The sequence below is a fragment of the Lentzea sp. NPDC051213 genome (genome assembly GCF_044455585.1).
In the GTDB taxonomy this organism is placed as follows: domain Bacteria; phylum Actinomycetota; class Actinomycetes; order Mycobacteriales; family Pseudonocardiaceae; genus Lentzea.
Window position 1 is genome coordinate 574,328 of record NZ_JBITEX010000001.1, and the last position, 18,083, is coordinate 592,410.

Annotated in this window: 10 protein-coding genes; 7 read left to right on the forward strand and 3 right to left on the reverse strand. The window is 68.1% G+C overall.

The window, feature by feature from the left end:
* Position 1 precedes the first annotated feature (1 nt).
* Positions 2-679, reverse strand: coding sequence for a D-alanyl-D-alanine carboxypeptidase family protein (locus ACIA8G_RS02630; protein WP_396416493.1), 678 nt, complete (start codon positions 677-679; stop codon positions 2-4).
* Positions 680-830: 151 nt separating this feature from the next.
* Between ACIA8G_RS02630 and ACIA8G_RS02635 the strand changes: the two genes are divergently transcribed.
* From ACIA8G_RS02635 to ACIA8G_RS02650, 4 genes are all read left to right on the forward strand, one after another.
* Positions 831-1,223, forward strand: a complete 393-nt coding sequence (locus ACIA8G_RS02635; RefSeq protein ID WP_396416494.1) for an SSI family serine proteinase inhibitor — start codon at positions 831-833, stop codon at positions 1,221-1,223.
* A 121-nt stretch (positions 1,224-1,344) separates the two neighbouring features.
* Complete coding sequence (locus tag ACIA8G_RS02640) at positions 1,345-2,442, forward strand: calcium:proton antiporter (RefSeq protein WP_396416495.1); 1,098 nt, start codon at positions 1,345-1,347, stop codon at positions 2,440-2,442.
* A 66-nt stretch (positions 2,443-2,508) separates the two neighbouring features.
* On the forward strand, positions 2,509-3,912 hold the full coding sequence (locus ACIA8G_RS02645) for an FAD-binding oxidoreductase (RefSeq protein WP_396416496.1): 1,404 nt from the start codon (positions 2,509-2,511) through the stop codon (positions 3,910-3,912).
* A gap of 86 nt (positions 3,913-3,998) precedes the next feature.
* Positions 3,999-5,129, forward strand: a complete 1,131-nt coding sequence (locus ACIA8G_RS02650; RefSeq protein WP_396416497.1) for a lipase family protein — start codon at positions 3,999-4,001, stop codon at positions 5,127-5,129.
* Here the strand turns inward: ACIA8G_RS02650 and ACIA8G_RS02655 are convergent.
* Positions 5,119-5,511 (reverse strand): hypothetical protein, encoded by a 393-nt coding sequence (locus ACIA8G_RS02655; protein WP_396416498.1) that lies wholly within the window; start codon positions 5,509-5,511, stop codon positions 5,119-5,121. The genes ACIA8G_RS02650 and ACIA8G_RS02655 overlap by 11 nt on opposite strands.
* 53 nt (positions 5,512-5,564) lie before the next feature.
* On the opposite strand from ACIA8G_RS02655, the gene ACIA8G_RS02660 reads away from it, so the two are divergent.
* Positions 5,565-6,128 (forward strand): TetR/AcrR family transcriptional regulator, encoded by a 564-nt coding sequence (locus ACIA8G_RS02660; protein ID WP_396416499.1) that lies wholly within the window; start codon positions 5,565-5,567, stop codon positions 6,126-6,128.
* Here the strand turns inward: ACIA8G_RS02660 and ACIA8G_RS02665 are convergent.
* Positions 6,082-6,543 (reverse strand): DUF3291 domain-containing protein, encoded by a 462-nt coding sequence (locus ACIA8G_RS02665; protein WP_396416500.1) that lies wholly within the window; start codon positions 6,541-6,543, stop codon positions 6,082-6,084. The two genes, ACIA8G_RS02660 and ACIA8G_RS02665, sit on opposite strands and share 47 nt — an antisense overlap.
* Before the next feature lie 25 nt (positions 6,544-6,568).
* Here ACIA8G_RS02665 and ACIA8G_RS02670 point away from each other — a divergent pair, with 25 nt between their 5' ends.
* Together ACIA8G_RS02670 and ACIA8G_RS02675 are read left to right on the forward strand one after the other, a co-directional pair.
* Entirely contained in the window at positions 6,569-7,510 is a 942-nt protein-coding gene (locus ACIA8G_RS02670; protein ID WP_396416501.1) for a D-2-hydroxyacid dehydrogenase family protein, read from the forward strand.
* A gap of 176 nt (positions 7,511-7,686) precedes the next feature.
* A complete protein-coding gene (locus ACIA8G_RS02675; protein WP_396416502.1) occupies positions 7,687-18,078 on the forward strand; it encodes a hypothetical protein in 10,392 nt (3,463 codons plus the stop codon).
* The last annotated feature ends 5 nt before the right edge of the window (positions 18,079-18,083 follow it).

Below are 18,083 nucleotides of genomic sequence, written 5' to 3' on the forward strand. Positions count from 1 at the left end.
GTCAGCTGCCGACCGCCTTCGGAAGCATCGGGGGGCAGCCGCCCGTGGAGTAGCCGGCGTCGTACTCGAAATGCCACTGCTCGTTTTCGTAACGGCGGCACCAGCCGAGGGTGCTGCCGTTTTTCTCGACCCATTTCGCGGATTCGATCGGCTGAATGTCGACCGCCAGTCCGAGAACGTGCATCGACTTGTCCGGCGGCAGCACGTACTGCTTCGCGAGTGCTTCGGAGCCGAACTTCTGCACGGCCTCGTCGAACTCCTTCTGCTGTTGCCCGCGGCTGCGCTTGCCGTCGTTCAGGCAGAGCTGAACGCCCTGCTCAGAGGCCTTGGCGCGCAGGGATTTCCACGCCTGCAGCACCTCGGGACCCAGGCCGTCCGGCTCCTCGTCGAAGTAGCGGGCGTCGATCGGGCAGTTCGGTCCGTCCGGCGGTCCCGCCACTTCGGCGAGAATCGCGAGCGGCTTTCCCGGATGCCGGTCGAACACGAGCGTCAATCTGCCCAGGTAGCCCAGCGCGCCGCCGGTGGAAACCACGAGTGTGACGATCAGCAGCACGCCGAACACGACGCGTCTGGAGGTCTTGGACATGATTGGAATAATACGTACGTGCGCAACCGCGTCTGTGCGCAACAGGTAACAGTCCATCGGCAGCTCGGTCTCGGCGAACGTGGCGCGGAACACATCCGTTCGGCCCAATCACGCTTTCGGCGGAACGTGCAAATGTGATCGGTGAACAGTTCCTGGCCCCTTTCGCATGGACGAAACGTGGTGGCAACATCTGTGGTGGCCGAGAACCGGCCCGGTTTAGTGAGGTCTCAGGAGGACCGCTTTTATGTCCCCGCGCATTGTCGCGTTCGTTGCGCTGTTCGTGTCACTTTTTGCCTTCTCCGGCACTGCCCAAGCCGCCCCCGCCGCACACGGGGGGACCGCGCTGGTGCTGTCGGTCCAGTACTCAGATGTCGAGGACAACGCTTACAAGGCGACCGTCCTGACCTGCGAACGAGGCGATCGGCACCCACGCAGGGCGCAGGCTTGCGCCGCGCTGGCCGCCGCTGACGCCGACCTTCAGGCCATGGCGTCCGACGACCGGGCCTGCACGTTCATCTACGCGCCCGTCGAGGTCTCGATGTTCGGATTCTGGCGCGGCGAGCCCGTCTCGCAGGTTCACACCTACCCGAACTCGTGCGTCATGCTGGCGCACACCGGTGCACTGTTCGATTTCTGAACGCACCGGAACTAAATGTGGAACGGGACGCGGCAGGGGCGTCCCGTTCCACTTTTTCGGCATCCCCGAAATGGTCTAGGCCGAATGGCGGGGCCGCTGTCCGGCGTGCGAGGGTGTGATCATGGCCGCCACCTCGCGCTTCCCGCTGCTGTCCTGGACGACCATCGCCCCCGCTCTCGGCGTGCTGCTGCTCGCGCTGACCTGGGGACGTGACCTCGGAGGCGTGCTCGTCGCACTGGTCGCCGTCGTGCTCGCCGCGACCGTGCTGGCCGCCGTGCACCACGCCGAGGTCGTGGCGTTGCGGGTGGGGGAGCCGTACGGATCACTGGTCCTCGCGGTGGCGGTGACGATCATCGAGGTGGCCCTGATCGTCACGCTGATGGCGTCCGGTGGACCCGAGGCGTCGTCGCTCGCCAGGGACACGGTGTTCGCCGCGGTCATGATCACCACGAACGGCATCGTCGGCATCGCGTTGCTGATCGGCGCCCTCAGGCACGGCACCATCCTCTTCAACGCCGAAGGCAGCGGCGGCGCGCTCGCCACGGTGATCACGCTCGCCGCGCTCACGCTGGTGCTGCCGACGTTCACCACGAGCACGCCCGGCCCGGAGTTCTCCGGCCCGCAGCTCGCGTTCGCGGCGTTCGCCTCCCTCGCCCTGTACGGGTTGTTCGTCTTCACCCAGACCGTCCGGCACCGCGACTTCTTCCTGCCCGTCGACGAGGACGGCGTGATCGAGGCCGACGAGCACGCCGAGGCACCGTCCTCGAAGGCGGCGCTCGCCTCGCTGGGCCTGCTGGTCGTCGCGCTGGTCGCGGTCGTCGGCCTCGCCAAGATCGAGTCGCCGGCGATCGAGGCGGGTGTGAAGGCGGCCGGTTTCCCGCCGTCGTTCGTCGGCGTCGTGATCGCGTTGCTCGTGCTGCTGCCGGAGACGATCGCCGCCGGGCGGGCGGCCTGGCGCGACCGGATCCAGACCAGCCTCAACCTGGGCTACGGCTCCGCGATCGCGAGCATCGGCCTGACGATCCCGACCATCGCGCTCGCCACCATCTGGCTCGACGGCCCGCTGCTGCTGGGCCTCGGTCCGATGCAGATGGTCCTGCTGCTGCTCACCGTTCTTGTCAGTGTTCTGACAGTGGTGCCCGGCCGCGCGACGAGGCTGCAGGGCGGCGTGCACCTCGTGCTGCTGGCCGCCTTCCTGTTCCTCGCCGTCAACCCGTAGCGCCGGGATCAGGACCGGTCCGCAGATCCGTTGTCTCCCGGTTTGTCCGACTCCTACGTTCGTGAGATGTTGCGTCGCAGGGCACTTCTGCAGACCGTTGCGCTGGGAACCATGACGAGTCTGCTCGGACGGTCCACAATGGACGTCCAGTTGATCAAGCCCGGCGACGCGGCCTACCGGGACGCCAAACTCGGCTACTTCACGCAGTACGACGGCCAACGGCCGAGCGCCATCGCTCGCGTGACCACGCCGGCGGACGTCCAGCGCTGCATCGAGATGGCCCGTCAGGGCAAGCAGCGGATCACGGCGAGGTGCGGCGGCCACAGCTATCCCGGCTACTCCACGGCGGACGGCGCGCTCGTCGTCGACGTGCGCGGGCTCAACCGGATCGACGTCCGCCAGGACGGCACCGTCGAGGTCGGCGCCGGCGTGCTGCTGATGGACCTCTACATCGCACTGGCTAATGCCGGCCGAATGATGCCCGCGGGAACCTGTGCGACGGTCGGCATTTCCGGCCTCACCCTCGGCGGCGGCATCGGCGTGACCGCGCGGCAGTTCGGTCTCACCTCCGATCGGCTGGTCAGCGCGCGGATCGTGACGCCGGACGGCGTGCACCGCACCGTGTCGGCGGCGGAGCACAGCGACCTGTTCTGGGCGTTGCGCGGCGGAGGCGGCGGCAACTTCGGCATCGTCACGTCCTTCGTGTTCCGCACCGAGCCCGCCCGCAACCTCACGACCTTCACCCTCACGTTCCCGTCCGCGTCGTTGCCCGCGCTGCTGAGCGCGTGGCCGGACTGGCAGGGCAAAGCGCCCGAGGCGATGACCTCGACGGTCGGCGTCGGCAACGGCTCGAACCCGTACGTCGAGGTCTCCGGCTGTTACGTCGGCGCTCCGGCGGGCTCGAAACCGTTGCTGGACGACCTGGTCCGCCGCGTCGGTTCGCAGCCGACCTCACGCCGCGAGACGGAGCAGAGCTTCCTCGCCGCCATGGAACGGTTCGCGTGGTGCCGGGTGTCGGACGGCTCGTGCCGGCCCAGCTGGAACGGAGGCGGCGGCTCGCAGTCGCGGGGCAGCTACGTCGCGACGTCGCGGATGCTGACCAAGCCGATCACCGATCCGCAGAAGCTCGCGGAGATCTTCAAGAGCACCCCCAACTCGTACAACATGATCGACGCGCTCGGCGGCGCGGTGGCTCGTGGCCAGGGCGCGTTCCCGCACCGGACCGCGCTCGCGAGCATCCAGGTCGAGCTGACCCTGCAGGCGGGGGAGGCCAACGCGCGGCGGGCGATGGGTGTCGCGCGCGACGAGCTGGCCAAGATGTTCGGCGCCACCGGGTACATCAACTACCTGGACCCGCAGATGCCGGACTGGGCCGGCACCTACTACGGCTCGTCCCTCACCCGGCTCAGGGAAGTTGCACGGAAGTACGACGCCGATCGGGTGTTCGCCTTCCCTCAGGGCCTGGTGTGAATCCATAAAGCCATTCCGGGTATTGCCTCGTTACGACGTTCGGCCCTACATTGCGGTAACGCCGGTTACCACAAAGGGGTCCAACGATGCAGCTCCGGTCCGTGCTCACCGCCGTTCTGCTCTTAACCGCCCTGGTCACGCCCGCTTCGGCGGCCGCACCGGGCGATCTGGTCAGCAGCCGGGAGGTGGCGTGGCATCCGGAACCCCTGCGGGTGCTGCCCGCCCCGGTGAAGGCCTATGACATCCGTTATCGCTCGACATCCGCGACGGGCGCGGGCAACGTCGTGTCCGGCATGGTCCTCGTGTCGCCGCTGCCGTGGACGAACGGCCCGCGGCCGATCGTCGCCTACGCGATGGGCACCCAGGGCATGGCCGACCGCTGCGCGCCGTCGCAGCAGCTCCAGGGCGGTACCGAGGTCGAGATCGCGTTCCTCGCGCAGGCCATGTTCAACGGCTGGGCGGTCGCGGTCACCGACTACGAAGGCCTTGGTACGCCAGGGGATCACACCTACGCGGTGGCGAAGTCCGAGGGCCGCGCCCTGCTGGACGTCGCTCGTGCCGCTCAGACGCTGCCGGGCCTGTCGGCCAGCGCTCCGGTCGGTGTTTTCGGTTACTCACAGGGTGGTCAGGCCGCGTCGGCCGCCGCCGAGCAGTGGAAGTCCTACGCGCCTTCGTTGAACGTCGTCGGTGTCGCCGCCGGGGGAGTCCCGGCCGACCTGAACGCGGTCGCGAAGTTCAACGACGGCAACGCCGGTTCGGGACTGGTCTTCGCGGCGGCGGCGGGGTACGCCGCGGCCTATCCCGAACTGCCGTTGTCGTCGGTCCTCAACGCCCGCGGCACGCAGGTCATCGACCAGATCCGCAACTCGTGCGTCGCCGAGATCGCTTTGGTGGCACCGTTCACACGGCTCAACTCGCTGACCACGCAGCCGGACGTCATCCAGGACCCGTTGTGGCAGAAGCGGTTGAAGGAGAACACGCTCGGCTCGGTGAAGCCCGCCGCGCCCGTGTACCTCTACCACGGGACGATCGACGAACTGATCCCGTTCACCGTCGGCACGAAGCTGCGCTCGCAGTGGTGCGGACTCGGTGCGGACGTGCAGTGGACGCCGTTGCCGCTGCTCGGGCACATCGGCGCGATCAGTGCGTGGGGCTCGAACGCCCTGACCTGGCTCGGCGACCGTTTCGCCGGCAAGGCCACGCGTCCTAACTGCTGATCACCGCGGCGAAGAGAGCCGGGAACCAGGCCACTGGCGCAATCCACGCGTGCGCCAGTGGCAACGGCCTCTTCAGCATCCACTTCACGGCCTGGAAGTAGGCGATCCCCGTCGCGTCGGGATTGCGTTTGCGCCAGCCCCTCACCATCAGCATGTCGCCGAAGGTGTTGTGCAGCGTGAGCACGGCGAACCCGATCCACGCCAGCGCGGATGCCCCGGCGGCCATGAAGGCGATCCAGAAGCCGAGCCCGACGAACGCGGTGACGAGGTGGAAGTAGGCGAGCGGTGGCACGTGTCTTCGCGCTCGGAGCAGGCGCAGGAGCAGGACCAGTCCGACTCCGATGTTGAGCACCCACCCGACCAGGGCGATCGTCGCTGTCATGGGTCGACGGTACTACGTTCGTAGTGCCTAGTCACTACGTTTATAGTAGCGAGGTGACCTCGAACCGGGAACGCGCCCTCGCCGCCGCCGTCGAGCTGCTCGGCACCGAGGGGCTGCGCGGCCTCACCCACGCGCGGGTGGACGAACGCGCGGACCTGCCCAAGGGATCGGCGTCGAACTACTTCCGCAGCCGCGCCGCCCTGCTGGACGGAGTCATGGACTGGATGCTGCGCCAGGAGACCCCGACGGTCGAGGCGACGCTCAAGCCCGCGTCACCGGAAGACCTGATCGACGAGCTGTGCCGGCTCTACGAGTTCATGACGGGGCCGAACGTCGTCACGGTCAAGGCGCGCATGGTGCTGTGGGTGGAGGCCGCGACCAACCTCCAGGTGCGCGAGGCGTTGTCGCGCGGCCGGGCCACGATGACCTCGATGCTGATCCCGGCTCTCGCGAGTCTCGGGATGCGCGACCCGGTGGCCGTCGCGGACACGCTCGGAATGTGTGTGCAGGGCATGTTCCTGCAGCAGTTCGCCCGCGACGAGGCGATAGATCCCCGGCCGTTGCTGGAGATCATCGTGCGTGGGGCTCTGGCGCCGGAAACCTCCGCCGGAAGGTGAACCCGTCCGCCGTCGGGCCGTTCTGCCTGACCAGGTCGAGCTTCGCGAGGCCTTCCTCGGTCGTTGGTCTGTGTCCGGCGGGCACCCACCACATGACGTCCATTGCTGACTCCGGGTCGAACCACTTGGCGCTGCTCCGCACCGCCTCGAGGTGCACACCGCGGAACGTGAACTCCCACAACGACTCGATCGACTCCCACACGCTGAGGTTGAACGCCTCGAGCATCGGGTCGCGCCCCAGCCGTTCCAGATCGGCGATCATCCGCTCCGACGTAGGCCGCCACACGAAGCCGGGGGCACGCGGCGCCTGCTCGTTGATCGGGTCGACCCGGCTCACGAACCCGCGCATCCTCCATTGGTCGAACGCCCACAGCCCGGTCGAGTTGTTCGCCTGTGCCAGGTGGAAGGCCCCCATGTGCCTACTCTGACATGATCGGCTCATGAAGTGCGTGGTGCTGGACGACTACCAGGGTGTGGCGCTCGCCAACGCGGACTGGTCGGGTCTCGACGTGACGGTGCTCCGCGAACACCTCGACGACCCGGCCGCCGAGCTGGCCGACGCCGAGTGCGTCGTGATCATGCGGGAGCGCACCCCGTTCACCGCCTCCCTGTTCGCCCGGCTGCCCAGACTGCGGCTCCTGATCACCAGCGGCATGCGCAACGCCTCGATCGACCTCGCGGCCGCGCGGGACCACGGCGTCACGGTCTGCGGCACCGGCAGCGCGAAGACCCCGCCGACCGAACTGACCTGGGCGTTGATCCTGGGTCTGGCGAGGCACATCGCGGTCGAGAACGCGGCCTTCCACAGCGGCGGCCCGTGGCAGAGCACGGTCGGCGTCGACCTCGCCGGCGCCACCCTCGGCCTGGCAGGTTTCGGCAACCTCGGCAGGGCGGTCGGCCGCGTCGGCAAGGCGTTCGGCATGGACGTCGTCGCCTGGAGCCAGAACCTGACCGCCGACCGCACGGAGCCCGAGGGCGTGCGCCTGGCGTCCTCACTGCACGAACTGCTCGAACAGTCCGACTTCGCGTCCGTCCACCTCGTGCTGAGCGACCGCACCCGAGGACTGATCGACGCGGCCGCCCTCGGCACGATGAAGCCGACCGCTTTCCTGGTCAACACCTCGCGCGCCGCCATCGTCGACCAGGGCGCACTGGTGGACGTGTTGCGGGACAACAGGATCGCCGGCGCGGGCCTCGACGTGTTCGAAACCGAACCGCTGCCGCTCGCCGACGAGCTGAGGGCGTTGCCGAACGTCCTCGCCACCCCGCACCTCGGCTATGTCACCCAGGCCAATTACCGGACGTACTTCCGTGAGGCCGTTGAGGACATCCATGCGTTCAACCAGGGCACGCCGATCCGGGAGCTGACCCACTCCCAGTAGGTGTCTGGTCAGCCGAACGGGTGATTCGCCGCAACCGGCCGAACTACGGCTAACACCTCCGTCCGGCCCGTCGACTACTCGGTGGCGGCACAGGTGTGCCCTGAGTCACTCCACATCGGACAACTGACCTGGCAGCGAGGCATCGGGGGCCACGCCGTCGAGAGGGCGGGTCGGCCATGCGGTATTCGCGGACCAGGCGTGCGGTAGCAGCGTTCACCAGCGGTGCATTGGCACTGCTCGGCCTGGTGGTCGTGAGCCCACCGGCCATCGCGCAGGCGCCCGACGTGCAGAAGATCCTGGCGGGGATCAGCGCGTTCGGTGACTTCTCCAAGCAACTCGCCAGTGTCGGCAAGCTGGGGGAGGCGCTGCCACTGCTGGGCGTGAGTCCCGGCGCGGCCCTCGGCTTCGGCGATCTCGTGGCCAAGACCGTGCACGACCCGCTGAAGGACAAGGAGAACTTCCCCGACCTCGCGGGCACCTACCCGCTCGGCGACAACCGGCCGGGCACGCTCACCGTGCAAACGAGTGACACCAACGGCATCAAGCGCGTCGACGCCACGCTGCACGTCACGACGGTCGCGGACAAGCAGCCGATCAGCGTCGCCGACCCGTCGGTGAGCTTCACGACGTCCGGTGCCGTGGACGTGACCTTCACGCTCGACGCCAAGTTCCACTTCGCCTACCAGGAGTCCACGGACTCGTTCTGGCTCGTCAAGGACGGCGACTCGCCGAAGTTCACCGTCGGCGCCAAGGGCGAGCTCGACCCGCAGGCGGTCCCGACCGCGGGCTTCGGCATCCTCGGCGTCGACCTCGACAAGGGCGCCAGCCACGTCACGGTCGAAGCGAACATCACCGCCACCGCCGACGACCCCAACGGCGACGGCAAGCTCACCGAGATCTCCGAGGCCGGTGCCGCGGCCGGGCTCTTCCACATCGGGCTCGGCAACCCGGCAGGCAAGGTCGACGCCGGCCTCAAGTTCACGTCGCAGCAGCTCGCCGGAGCGAACGTCGGCGGCCTCACCGGCACGATCGGCGTGCAGTGGCCCGACCTCGCGAGCGGCACGCCGTCGATCACCGTCAGCGGACCCGACCTGGCCCAGCTCACCCGCTTCACCACGCTCAGCCCGCGCGACCTGCTCGAGGGCCTGAGCCACCTGGTCAGCTCGATCGACGCGGTGCAGCGCGCCCAGTGGGGCTCGACGGCCGACCCGGTCGGCAACGTCAACCTGCCGTTCATGCGCGGCACGGTCGCCGACGCGGTCAAGGCGGGCAGCGCGCTCGCGAAGTTCGTCGACGACAACGTGTTCAAGCCCGAAGAAGATCCGGCCAAGGCGGGGCTGCCGAAGTTCAGCTCGATCCAGGACCTCTTCACCAAGCTCAACGCCGGCCCGATCGCCGTGACGGGCGTGAACTACCGCGACGACGTGAAGAAGCTCGAGTTCACGCTAACGATGAAGCAGGACGCTCCGCAGAACGGCGCACCCCTGGACGTCGTGGCCGAGCTGACCTCGGGTCAGGGCAACGACGTCACCTACACCGACACGAAACTCAAGCACGTCAACAAGAGCAAGCCGTGGTCGGTCGACGCGTTCAAGGGGCGCATTGTGTCCGCGGGTACCTCGCAGGGTGTCGTGCAGAGCAACACCGCCGACGAGATCACGCTCGAAGAAGGCTGGCAGGGCGGGAAACCGGCCGACCATGCGCCGTACAAGGTGAACGCGCCGGACCCGATGACCGGACAGGTCACGTTCGGCGACATCTTCTCGGGCAAGGGGCTCAAGGGCGCCAACGCGCTGAACGCCACCGCGACCGTCAAACCGTCCTACGAGGCCAAAGCCACGCTCGTGCTCGACCTGCGCGACCCGATCAAGGGTGACGCGTGCAAGCCGCTCGACCCCGACGCCGCGGCGACCGGCTGCCCGTTCGCGGACAAGAACCCCGACGGCACCACGACCCTGGTGTCCAGCCTGCCCCGCACACCCGACCGGTTCCTGCTGCGCACCGGCAGTCAGCTGCTCAGGGCCAGCGCCGCGGTCGACACGAACGTCGACGTCAACGGCAGCGTCGGATACCTCAAGGTGCACATGTCCGGCGACCTGCACATGTCCACGAAGGACGGCTCGTCCGACATGCTGTCGATCAGCCTGAAGAAGCTCGGTGACGCGGACGGCGACCTGCCGCTGTCGCAGATCTTCGCGAAGATCGTCGACAACCCGGACACCCCCGCGCTCGAACCGGAGAACCTGCTCACCGTCGCGGTCGGCGCCAAGGCCACCGCCACAGTGAAGCTCGACGTCCCCGGCATCAACGACTTCTTCGGCGGGCCCGTGCAGGTCGGCGTCACCATGCCGGACATCAGCGACCCGGCGAACGTCCAGTTCACCGGCCTCGACGCGCTGGACAAGGCCAAGGCGTTCGACTTCGATCCGAACAACCCGCGCGCCATGTTCGGTCAGATCATCAAGGCGCTGCAGGTGTTGAACGGCTCGCTGCAGACCGTCGACGGCGACGGCAAGGTGAAGACCGCGCTGACCACACCGCTGCCGGTCGTCGGCAAGTCGCTGACCGACCTGCTCGGCAGTGCTGACGCGGGCACCGGCAAGTACGGCAACACCACGCTCGACGGCAAGAGCGTCGGCTTCCTGCGCGACGACACCAGGACCGGGGACAAGGCTTTCGGCCCCGACCTGCGCGGCCGGGCCGTGCTGGTCGGCACCCAGGTCGCGGTCGTCGTGGCGGCCGACCCGGCGAACAACCGCGTGTTGCTGGCCGAACCGTGGGGCCAGGTGCCCGCGGACGGCACCGGGTACGCGTTCCGCAGCCCGCTGGAGGACGCGGTCGACAGGCTGACCGCCGCGCCACCGGACTACCTGCAGGACCTCGTCACGCAGCTCAACGCCGCACTGCCCACCGGCAGCGGCATCTCGTTCGCCTACCAGGTCGTCGACTCGAAGCCGTCGATCGTGCTCAAGGTCGACGTGAAGCGGAAGGTCGCCACCACACAGCCGGTCCGGTTCTCGTTCACCGACGACAAGGGCACCGCACGGTCGTTGGTGGGCGCCGAGGGTGAAGCCACCGCGGATCTCGCCCTGACCGGTTCCACCAAGATCGGATTCGTGCTGCCGCTCGAGGCGGGCGACGGACCCGCCAACGCCGGCGCGTTGAAGGTGCTGCCGGACTCCACTGTGGACATCACCGCGCACGGCGGCATCACCGGCGTCGTGAAGTCCTCGGTCGGGCCGCTCTCGATCGCTTTGGGCAACCCGAAGGGCACCGAGAAGGCCGTCGCGAACGCGCACTACAACGCGCACCTCGGCTACAGCGGCCAGAACCCGGTCTCGCTGAGCGACTTCGTCAAGGGCGTGTCGCTGACCTTGAACGGCGACAACCAGCCCGTGACGTGCCAGGGCGACCCGGCGCAGGGCACCGACCTCGCGCTGTGTGCGGTCATGCCCGTGTTCGTCAGCTCCGACAACACCAACTGGACCAAGCTGTCCAGCCCCGGTGAGTCGTTCATCGTCCGGTTGCCGCGTCAGGTGAGCAACCTCGACGAGGCGTTCTCGTTCAGCCCGGACCTGCCGGGCGGCGTCAAGCGGTTCGAGATGCCGACCGAAATCGGACAGAAGATCCTCGACGCGCTGCTGGACTTCTCGCAGTTCGGCGACGGCATCGAGAAGTACCTGGCGATGATCGAACGGGCGCTGCGCACGGCCGCCTTCGACGGCAAGCTGCCGCTGGTCGGCGACGACATCCAGCAGGGAGCCGACAAGTTCGGCCAGCTGCGCACCAAGATCCAGGAGGCGATGACCCACCTGCCGGGCGGCGGCCGGGTCAACAACACCGGCGAGCTCCAGACGTGGGTCAACGACCACCTCAAGACCGCGGTCGGCAGTGCCGTCACGGTCGGCTTCACCTGTGACGCAACGCTTCTGCCCGCGACGAACGCCAAGGTCACCACCCAGGGCACGGCAGGGACGAAGAAGTACGTCTACGGCGTGGTCGCAACAGCCCAGAACAAGGACGCGCCACCCGCGGTCGCCGAGGTGACCACCGGTGCGGATCCGTTGACCGGCACCAACTTCAACCGGATCACGTGGACGAAGTCGCAGTACGCCACTGGCTACAAGATCATCCGCAAGACCGACCCGAACGCGAACAACTGGGTCGTGATCAAGGGTGACGTCGCCGGTGACCAGGTTCAGTTCGACGACAAGAACACGCCCAACGGCGCGGCGTACGTGCCGGCCGCGTCGAACCCGAAGCTGACGGACTGCCCGGCAGCGGCGTCGCTGGCCGACATCACCGGTGCCACCTTCACGTTCGACGTCTGCGACGGCGACGTCTTCGGTGACGACTGCACCAAGGAAACCCTCGCGCTGGAGAGCCCGCTCGACATCGGCATCCCGGGCTTGTCGCTGAAGGCGGCCGAGGGCGCGCCGAAGATGAAGGCCGCACTGGGCTACCACCTGCACGTCAAGGTGGGCGTCGACAAGGCGAGCGGCTTCTACGTGGCCACTCACGACGGCGCGAACCCCGAGCTCGGCGTCAAACTGAGCTTCACGCTGCCCGACGCGATGAAGGCACGCCTGGCGTTCCTCGACGTGGACCTGAAGCAGCACGCGGGCGGCGCGACCGACCTGTTCGCCGGCACGTTCGTCGTCGACCTGCACAAGAAGGGGCAGGCTGCCTGCTTCGAGAACTGCGGCGCGGCCAACGACGACCGGATCACGCTGGCGGACCTCGCCGACATCGGCCAGGTCACGAGCGTGTCGTTGAAGGCGAAGGTCGGCATCGACTGGGACTTCGACGTCAGCGCCGGTCCGCTGCCCGGCATCAACGGCTGGTTCCACCTGAAGTGGGAGTGGAACGCGTTCGGCGGCAAGCCCGGTGACGGCACGCCGGAGATCGCGTTCAACAACGTCCAGCTCAACGCCGGCAAGTTCCTCGGAGAGGTGCTCAAACCGATCGTCGAGAAGATCGCGCTGTTCACCAAGCCGATCCAGCCGATCCTCGACCAGCTCTACGCGCCGATCCCGGTGCTCTCGGACCTGTCGCGCGCGGTCGGCGGCGGTGACGTCAACCTGGTCACGATCGCCAAGGAGTTCTCGACCATCGCCGGTGGACCGGACCTGGAGTTCGTGGACAAGGTCCTGCGGGCGATCCAGCTGATCGGCAAGATCACCCAGAACGGCGGGGCGATCGACATCGGCACCTTCACGATCAAGGGCGCGATGGCGAAGGAGACCACCAACTCGCCGGACAACGCGCAGTCGTTCATCGACAAGGTGACGCTGGCGCCCGGTGACCTCGCGGCGAAGATCGACGCGTCCGCCGGCGGCACGAAGATCGTGTCCGAGGGCGAGGAGGGCAACAAGGCAGGCTTCACGTTCCCGATCCTCAAGGACCCGGCTCAACTGTTCGGCCTGATCATGGGCCAGGACGTGGACCTGATCCGGTTCGACTCTGGCCCGTTGCGCCTCGGCTTCTCCTACAGCCAGTCGTTCGGCCCGGTGTACGCGCCGCCGCCGGTGCTGGTGAGCATCTCCGGCAGCGCCTCGGTCGAGGCCAGGTTCCGCGCGGGCTTCGACACGTTCGGCCTGCGCAAGGCCATCGAGTCGGGCAAGGCTGCGTCCATTCTGGACTCGATCTACCTGGTGACGCAGGACGAGTCCGGCAAGCCGCTGCCCGTCGTGACGTTCCGCGGCGAGCTGGCCGCGGGCGCCGCGGTGAGCCTGGTGGTGATCGAGGTCGGCATCAAGGGCGGCGTCGCGCTGACGATCAACCTCACCTGGGCGGACCCGAACAACGACGGCAAGTTCCGGTTCTTCGAGTTCTCCAAGGTGGCGCTGAACAACCCGATGTGCCTGTTCAACATGGACGGACGACTGAGTCTGTTCCTCAAGGTGTACATCACACTCGGGTTCTCGATCTTCAGCGTTTCGTTCGACTTCACGCTGGCCGACATCACGTTGCTCGACTTCTCCGTGAAACCGAACTGCAAACCGGAACCGCCGACACTCGGCCACGTGGACGGTACGACGCTGATCCTGCACGTGGGTCAGCAGACGTTCAGCCGCGGCGACTCCGCGTGGGAGGTCCAGAACAACGAGGAGAAGTGGACCATCACGCAGCTGGTCAAGGACGGCGGCGGGTTCGACGGGTTCGCCGTGAACGCCCTCGGCTTCCGCCAGGAGTTCCGCGACGCGAACCTGACGAAGGTGTCCGGCAACGCCACCGGCGACACCGGGAAGCGGATCTTCGTCTTCCAGGGTGACGGCGACAAGAGCGGTGCCGTGAACGACGCCAAGGCCGAGGCCAAGCCGTTCGACAAGGACGTCGAGATCACCGGTGGTTCCGGTGACGACTCGATCAAGACCGGCATCGGCAAGTCGGTGGTGAACGGCGGTCCCGGCAAGGACCAGATCACGACCGGCGACCTCGCCGCCGCGTTCGGCGGCAAGGGCAACGCCGTGGTCGACGGCGGTGCGGACGACGACACGATCACCGTCGGCGGTGCTGACGACGTCGTGTCCGGCGGTTCCGGCAAGGACCGGATCGCGGCCGGGCTCGGCAAGAACCGGATCGACGGCGGCGCCGACGACGACAACATCGGCATCGCCTCCGACAGCCCCCTGTCCGCGAGCAACCCCGGCAAGCCGGAGTACGTCGCGCAGGCCAACGTGATCATCGGCGGGACCGGCAGCGACCGGATCTCCGGTGGTTCCGGCAACGACACGATCTACACCGGCACCGAGGTGGCGACCGGCGTGGACGACGCAGGCCCGGTGGACAAGGGCTTCAACGGCGACAACGCCAAGGACGCGACCAACGTCGTGGACACCGGCACAGGTTCGGACACCGTGTACGGCAGCCAGGGCGTGGACTTCGTGACCGGCCACTCGTTGAAGGAGCAGGTCGACGACATCCGCGGTGGCGGCAACAACGACGTGCTGACCGGTGGCTACGGCAAGGACAAGGTGTACGGCGGCCCGCAGGACGACTACGTCATCGCGGAACCGTCCGACGTGGAGGCCCAGGCCGGTACCGGTGTGTTCGGCCCGATCCGCGACGTCAAGCACCGCGTCCTGCCTGCCGGCGTCACGCCGTCGTCGAAGCTGCTGGTCGGCGGCTACGGCAACGACCACGTGATCGGCGGCGACGGCGGCGCGGACATCTTCGGTGACAAGCACGCCAACCCGTGCACGCCGCCGAGCGACGACCCGGTGTCGATGCCGCCCGCCGAGCCCCTGGACAACCAGGACGGCCGGGATCTGATCACCGGCGGTACCGGGGTGGAGATCGTCGCCGCCGGCGGTGCCGCGGACAACGTGGACGCCAAGTCCGGCAACGACCGCGTGTGCGGTCAGCTCGGTGACGACGTGCTGGCCGGAGGCAACGACGACGACACCATCTACGGAGGTGGCGGCAAGGACGTCGCGTACGGCGACGCGGGTGTCGACAACGTCTTCGGCAACAACGACGACGACACTCTCTACGGCGGCGCGCAGGACGACGTCATCGAGGGCAACAACGGCGTCGACCGCGCGTTCGGTGGCGCGGACAACGACCGCGTCATCGGTGGCACGCGCAAGGCCGGTGAGCCCGATGTCGGCGACTTCCTCTACGGCGACGCGGGCAACGACATCGTGATCGGTGACAACGGCGTGGACGGACCGTTCGACCTCGACGGCGCCAACGCCGCCGCTGGTGGCGCGGACTTCGTCTTCGGCGGTGACGGCGACGACCGTGCCTTCGGCGGTCTCGCGCACGACGAGGTGTCCGGTGGCCCGAAGGACGACTACCTGGAGGGCAACAACGCCGACGACCTGGTGCACGGTGACTCGGGCGAGGACCGGATCGTCGGTGGCAGCGCCGAGGTGGCGTCCGGCGCGGGTCGTCCGGACACCGGTGACGACCTGTTCGGCGACTCGGGTCCCGACCTGATCGCCGGTGACAACGCGATCCTGTCCCTTGTGGACGGAGCGCAGGCCACGCCGGTCACGCTCGGACGTGGCTTTGCCAAGGCGCACAAGGTCGAGCTGCTCGACCTCGGCTACGCGCCGAAGGCCGGCACATCCGGCAAGGACGAGATCAGCGGTGGTGACGACGCGGACGTGATCTACGGCCAGAGCGACGAGGACACCATCACCGGTGACGGCTCGGACGACTACGCCGAGGGCGGCCCGGCCCGGGACAAGATCGACGGCAACGACGGCCAGGACGACCTCGTGGGCGGCAGCTCGACCGAGGACAGCCCTGGTGTCGGTCAGCCTGACGCCGGCGATGTCATCCACGGCAACAACAACCAGGACGTCGTGCTCGGTGACAACGGCGTGCTGGTGCGCGGTGGAACACCGCACCGGGTCGTGCAGGAACGTGGCATGACCGCACGGGCGATCTCCCTGTACGACCTCAGCCTCACTCCGCACGCGGACTCGTCCGGTCCGGACGAGGTCGACGGCGACGACGCCAACGACGTGATCTTCGGCCAGGCCGGTTCCGACCGGCTGAAGGGCAATGGCGCCGACGACTACGTCGAGGGCTCGCAGGGCATCGACTGGGTCGAGGGCAACGACGGCGACGACGACCTCGTCGGCGGCAACAGCACCTCGTTGTCCGGCGCCGGTGACGCGACCGTCGGCCAGCTCGACGCCGACGACGCCGTGTTCGGCGGCCCCGGCAACGACGTGGCCATCGGCGACAACGGCGTCGTGCTCCGCCCGGCACAGGGGGAGACCCCGACGCGGGCGACGATCCGCCTCTCCTCCGCGGGTGGAAACCCCATGGCGCAACGGATCGTGCAGCGCTACGACCTGCAGTCCGGACCGGCCGACCGCTTCGGCGCCGACCGGATGTCCGGTGGCTCCGGCGTGGACGTGGTGTGGGGCCAGGACGGTGGGGACTTCCTCACCGGCGACGGCAACGCCGACTACCTCGAGGGCAACGGCGGCGGCGACGTGCTGCGCGGTGACCGCGGGCTCGGCTCCCCGTCGTCCGAGACCACCGTGGTGCCGTTGACCAACGCGGAGTGGCCGGGCAGCTCGAGCGGGCCCGACCAGCTCGTGGGCGATGCTCCCGACGGTCAGGACGACATGATCGGCGGCAGCACCATTCAGGGCTTCCGCGACGGTGGCGACGCGTTCGAGGGCAACGGCGCGGATGACGTCCAGCTCGGCGACAACGGTTCCCTGAAGCGCACGCTCCAGGGCCAGCCCGGTTCCATGAAGGAGCAGGTCTACGCCGAGCGCTACAAGTCCGGTGCCGTGCCGGACAACGCCACGGTCTCGCGCACCGCGGACATCGGTCCGTCGACCAGGTTCTGCACAACCGCGCAGGCCACGTGCGAACCGAACGGAGCGTTCGGCAACGACACGATGTACGGCGACGACGGCAACGACGGCATGTGGGGTCAGGACGGCAACGACACCATGCACGGCCAGAACGGCGATGACGACATGTACGGCGAGCTCGGCGACGACGTGATGTTCGGCGGCGACGGCGAGGACGCGATGCTCGGCGACCGCGGTGGCGTGGTCAACGAGTACATGAACGCCAACGACGTGGCCGCGCGCGGCTTCACCGTGCAGCTGAACTCGGTGCCGCAGGAGAACTACACGGGCTTCCGTGCCGACTCCTACGACCGCCGTGTCGACCTGCTGCACGACGTCAACGGCGACCAGTTCGTCGGTGGTCCGACCGCACCGGCCATGCCGCACAACGGCATCGCAGAGGGTGGCAACGACCGCATGCGCGGCGGCCAGGGCAACGACAACATCCACGCCGGGTTCGGCGACGACCTGGTCAACGCGGACAGCGGCGGCGACCAGACGTTCGGCGGCGACGGCGCGGACGTGCTGTGGGGCGGCAAGGGCTGCGACCCGGTGGTCAACGCCGCAACGCCGGACTGCCAGACCAACGGCACGTTCGACGCGTCCTCGCGCGGCACGAACGACAGGTTCATCGACCACACCTTCGGCGGTGTCGGTGGTACCTCACCGGCATCACAACAGGGCGTGCTCGGTTCCGACGTGCTCGACTTCAACCCGCGCGGCTCCTACCCCGGCAACTGCGCGCCGGGCCTGTGGCCGCAGACGCTCGGCGACGGCGCGATCGATCCGTGCCTGTGGTTCGAGATGACCGAGAAGACCAACGACAACCCGGCCGTTCCCGCGACGCTGGCCGACAACCAGCACCACGACGGCACGGACTGGATCTACGGCGGCTGGGACCGCGACGTGCTCCAGGCCGACCGCGCGCAGAACGGCCCCAACCCCGGTGACCGCCTGATCGACTGGAACGGTGCGTACAACCTGTACACGCACTGTCCCGCGTCCTACGGCGGCTACAACGACATCCGCCAGCACAGCCCCGGCATGCAGACCTTCTTGCAGAAGCTGGCTTGGGGCACCGGAGCCGGCCAGACCGTGAACGACGCTCTGACCAGCGGCACGTCCGCGTTCCGCGAACTGGCGCTGGTGTACCCGTCGGACAACAACCAGCACGGGTCCGGACCGGCCTATCCCACGACACCGGGCCACTTCGACTCACCGGTGTCCTGCACGGACTGAAAGGA

Coding starts and splice junctions, on each gene's coding strand:
- ACIA8G_RS02665 (WP_396416500.1), bottom strand. CDS start 6,543: ATGGGGGCCTTCCACCTGGCACAGGCGAACAACTCGACCGGGCTGTGG.
- ACIA8G_RS02670 (WP_396416501.1), top strand. CDS start 6,569: ATGAAGTGCGTGGTGCTGGACGACTACCAGGGTGTGGCGCTCGCCAAC.
- ACIA8G_RS02675 (WP_396416502.1), top strand. CDS start 7,687: ATGCGGTATTCGCGGACCAGGCGTGCGGTAGCAGCGTTCACCAGCGGT.
- ACIA8G_RS02650 (WP_396416497.1), top strand. CDS start 3,999: ATGCAGCTCCGGTCCGTGCTCACCGCCGTTCTGCTCTTAACCGCCCTG.
- ACIA8G_RS02635 (WP_396416494.1), top strand. CDS start 831: ATGTCCCCGCGCATTGTCGCGTTCGTTGCGCTGTTCGTGTCACTTTTT.
- ACIA8G_RS02655 (WP_396416498.1), bottom strand. CDS start 5,511: ATGACAGCGACGATCGCCCTGGTCGGGTGGGTGCTCAACATCGGAGTC.
- ACIA8G_RS02640 (WP_396416495.1), top strand. CDS start 1,345: ATGGCCGCCACCTCGCGCTTCCCGCTGCTGTCCTGGACGACCATCGCC.
- ACIA8G_RS02645 (WP_396416496.1), top strand. CDS start 2,509: ATGTTGCGTCGCAGGGCACTTCTGCAGACCGTTGCGCTGGGAACCATG.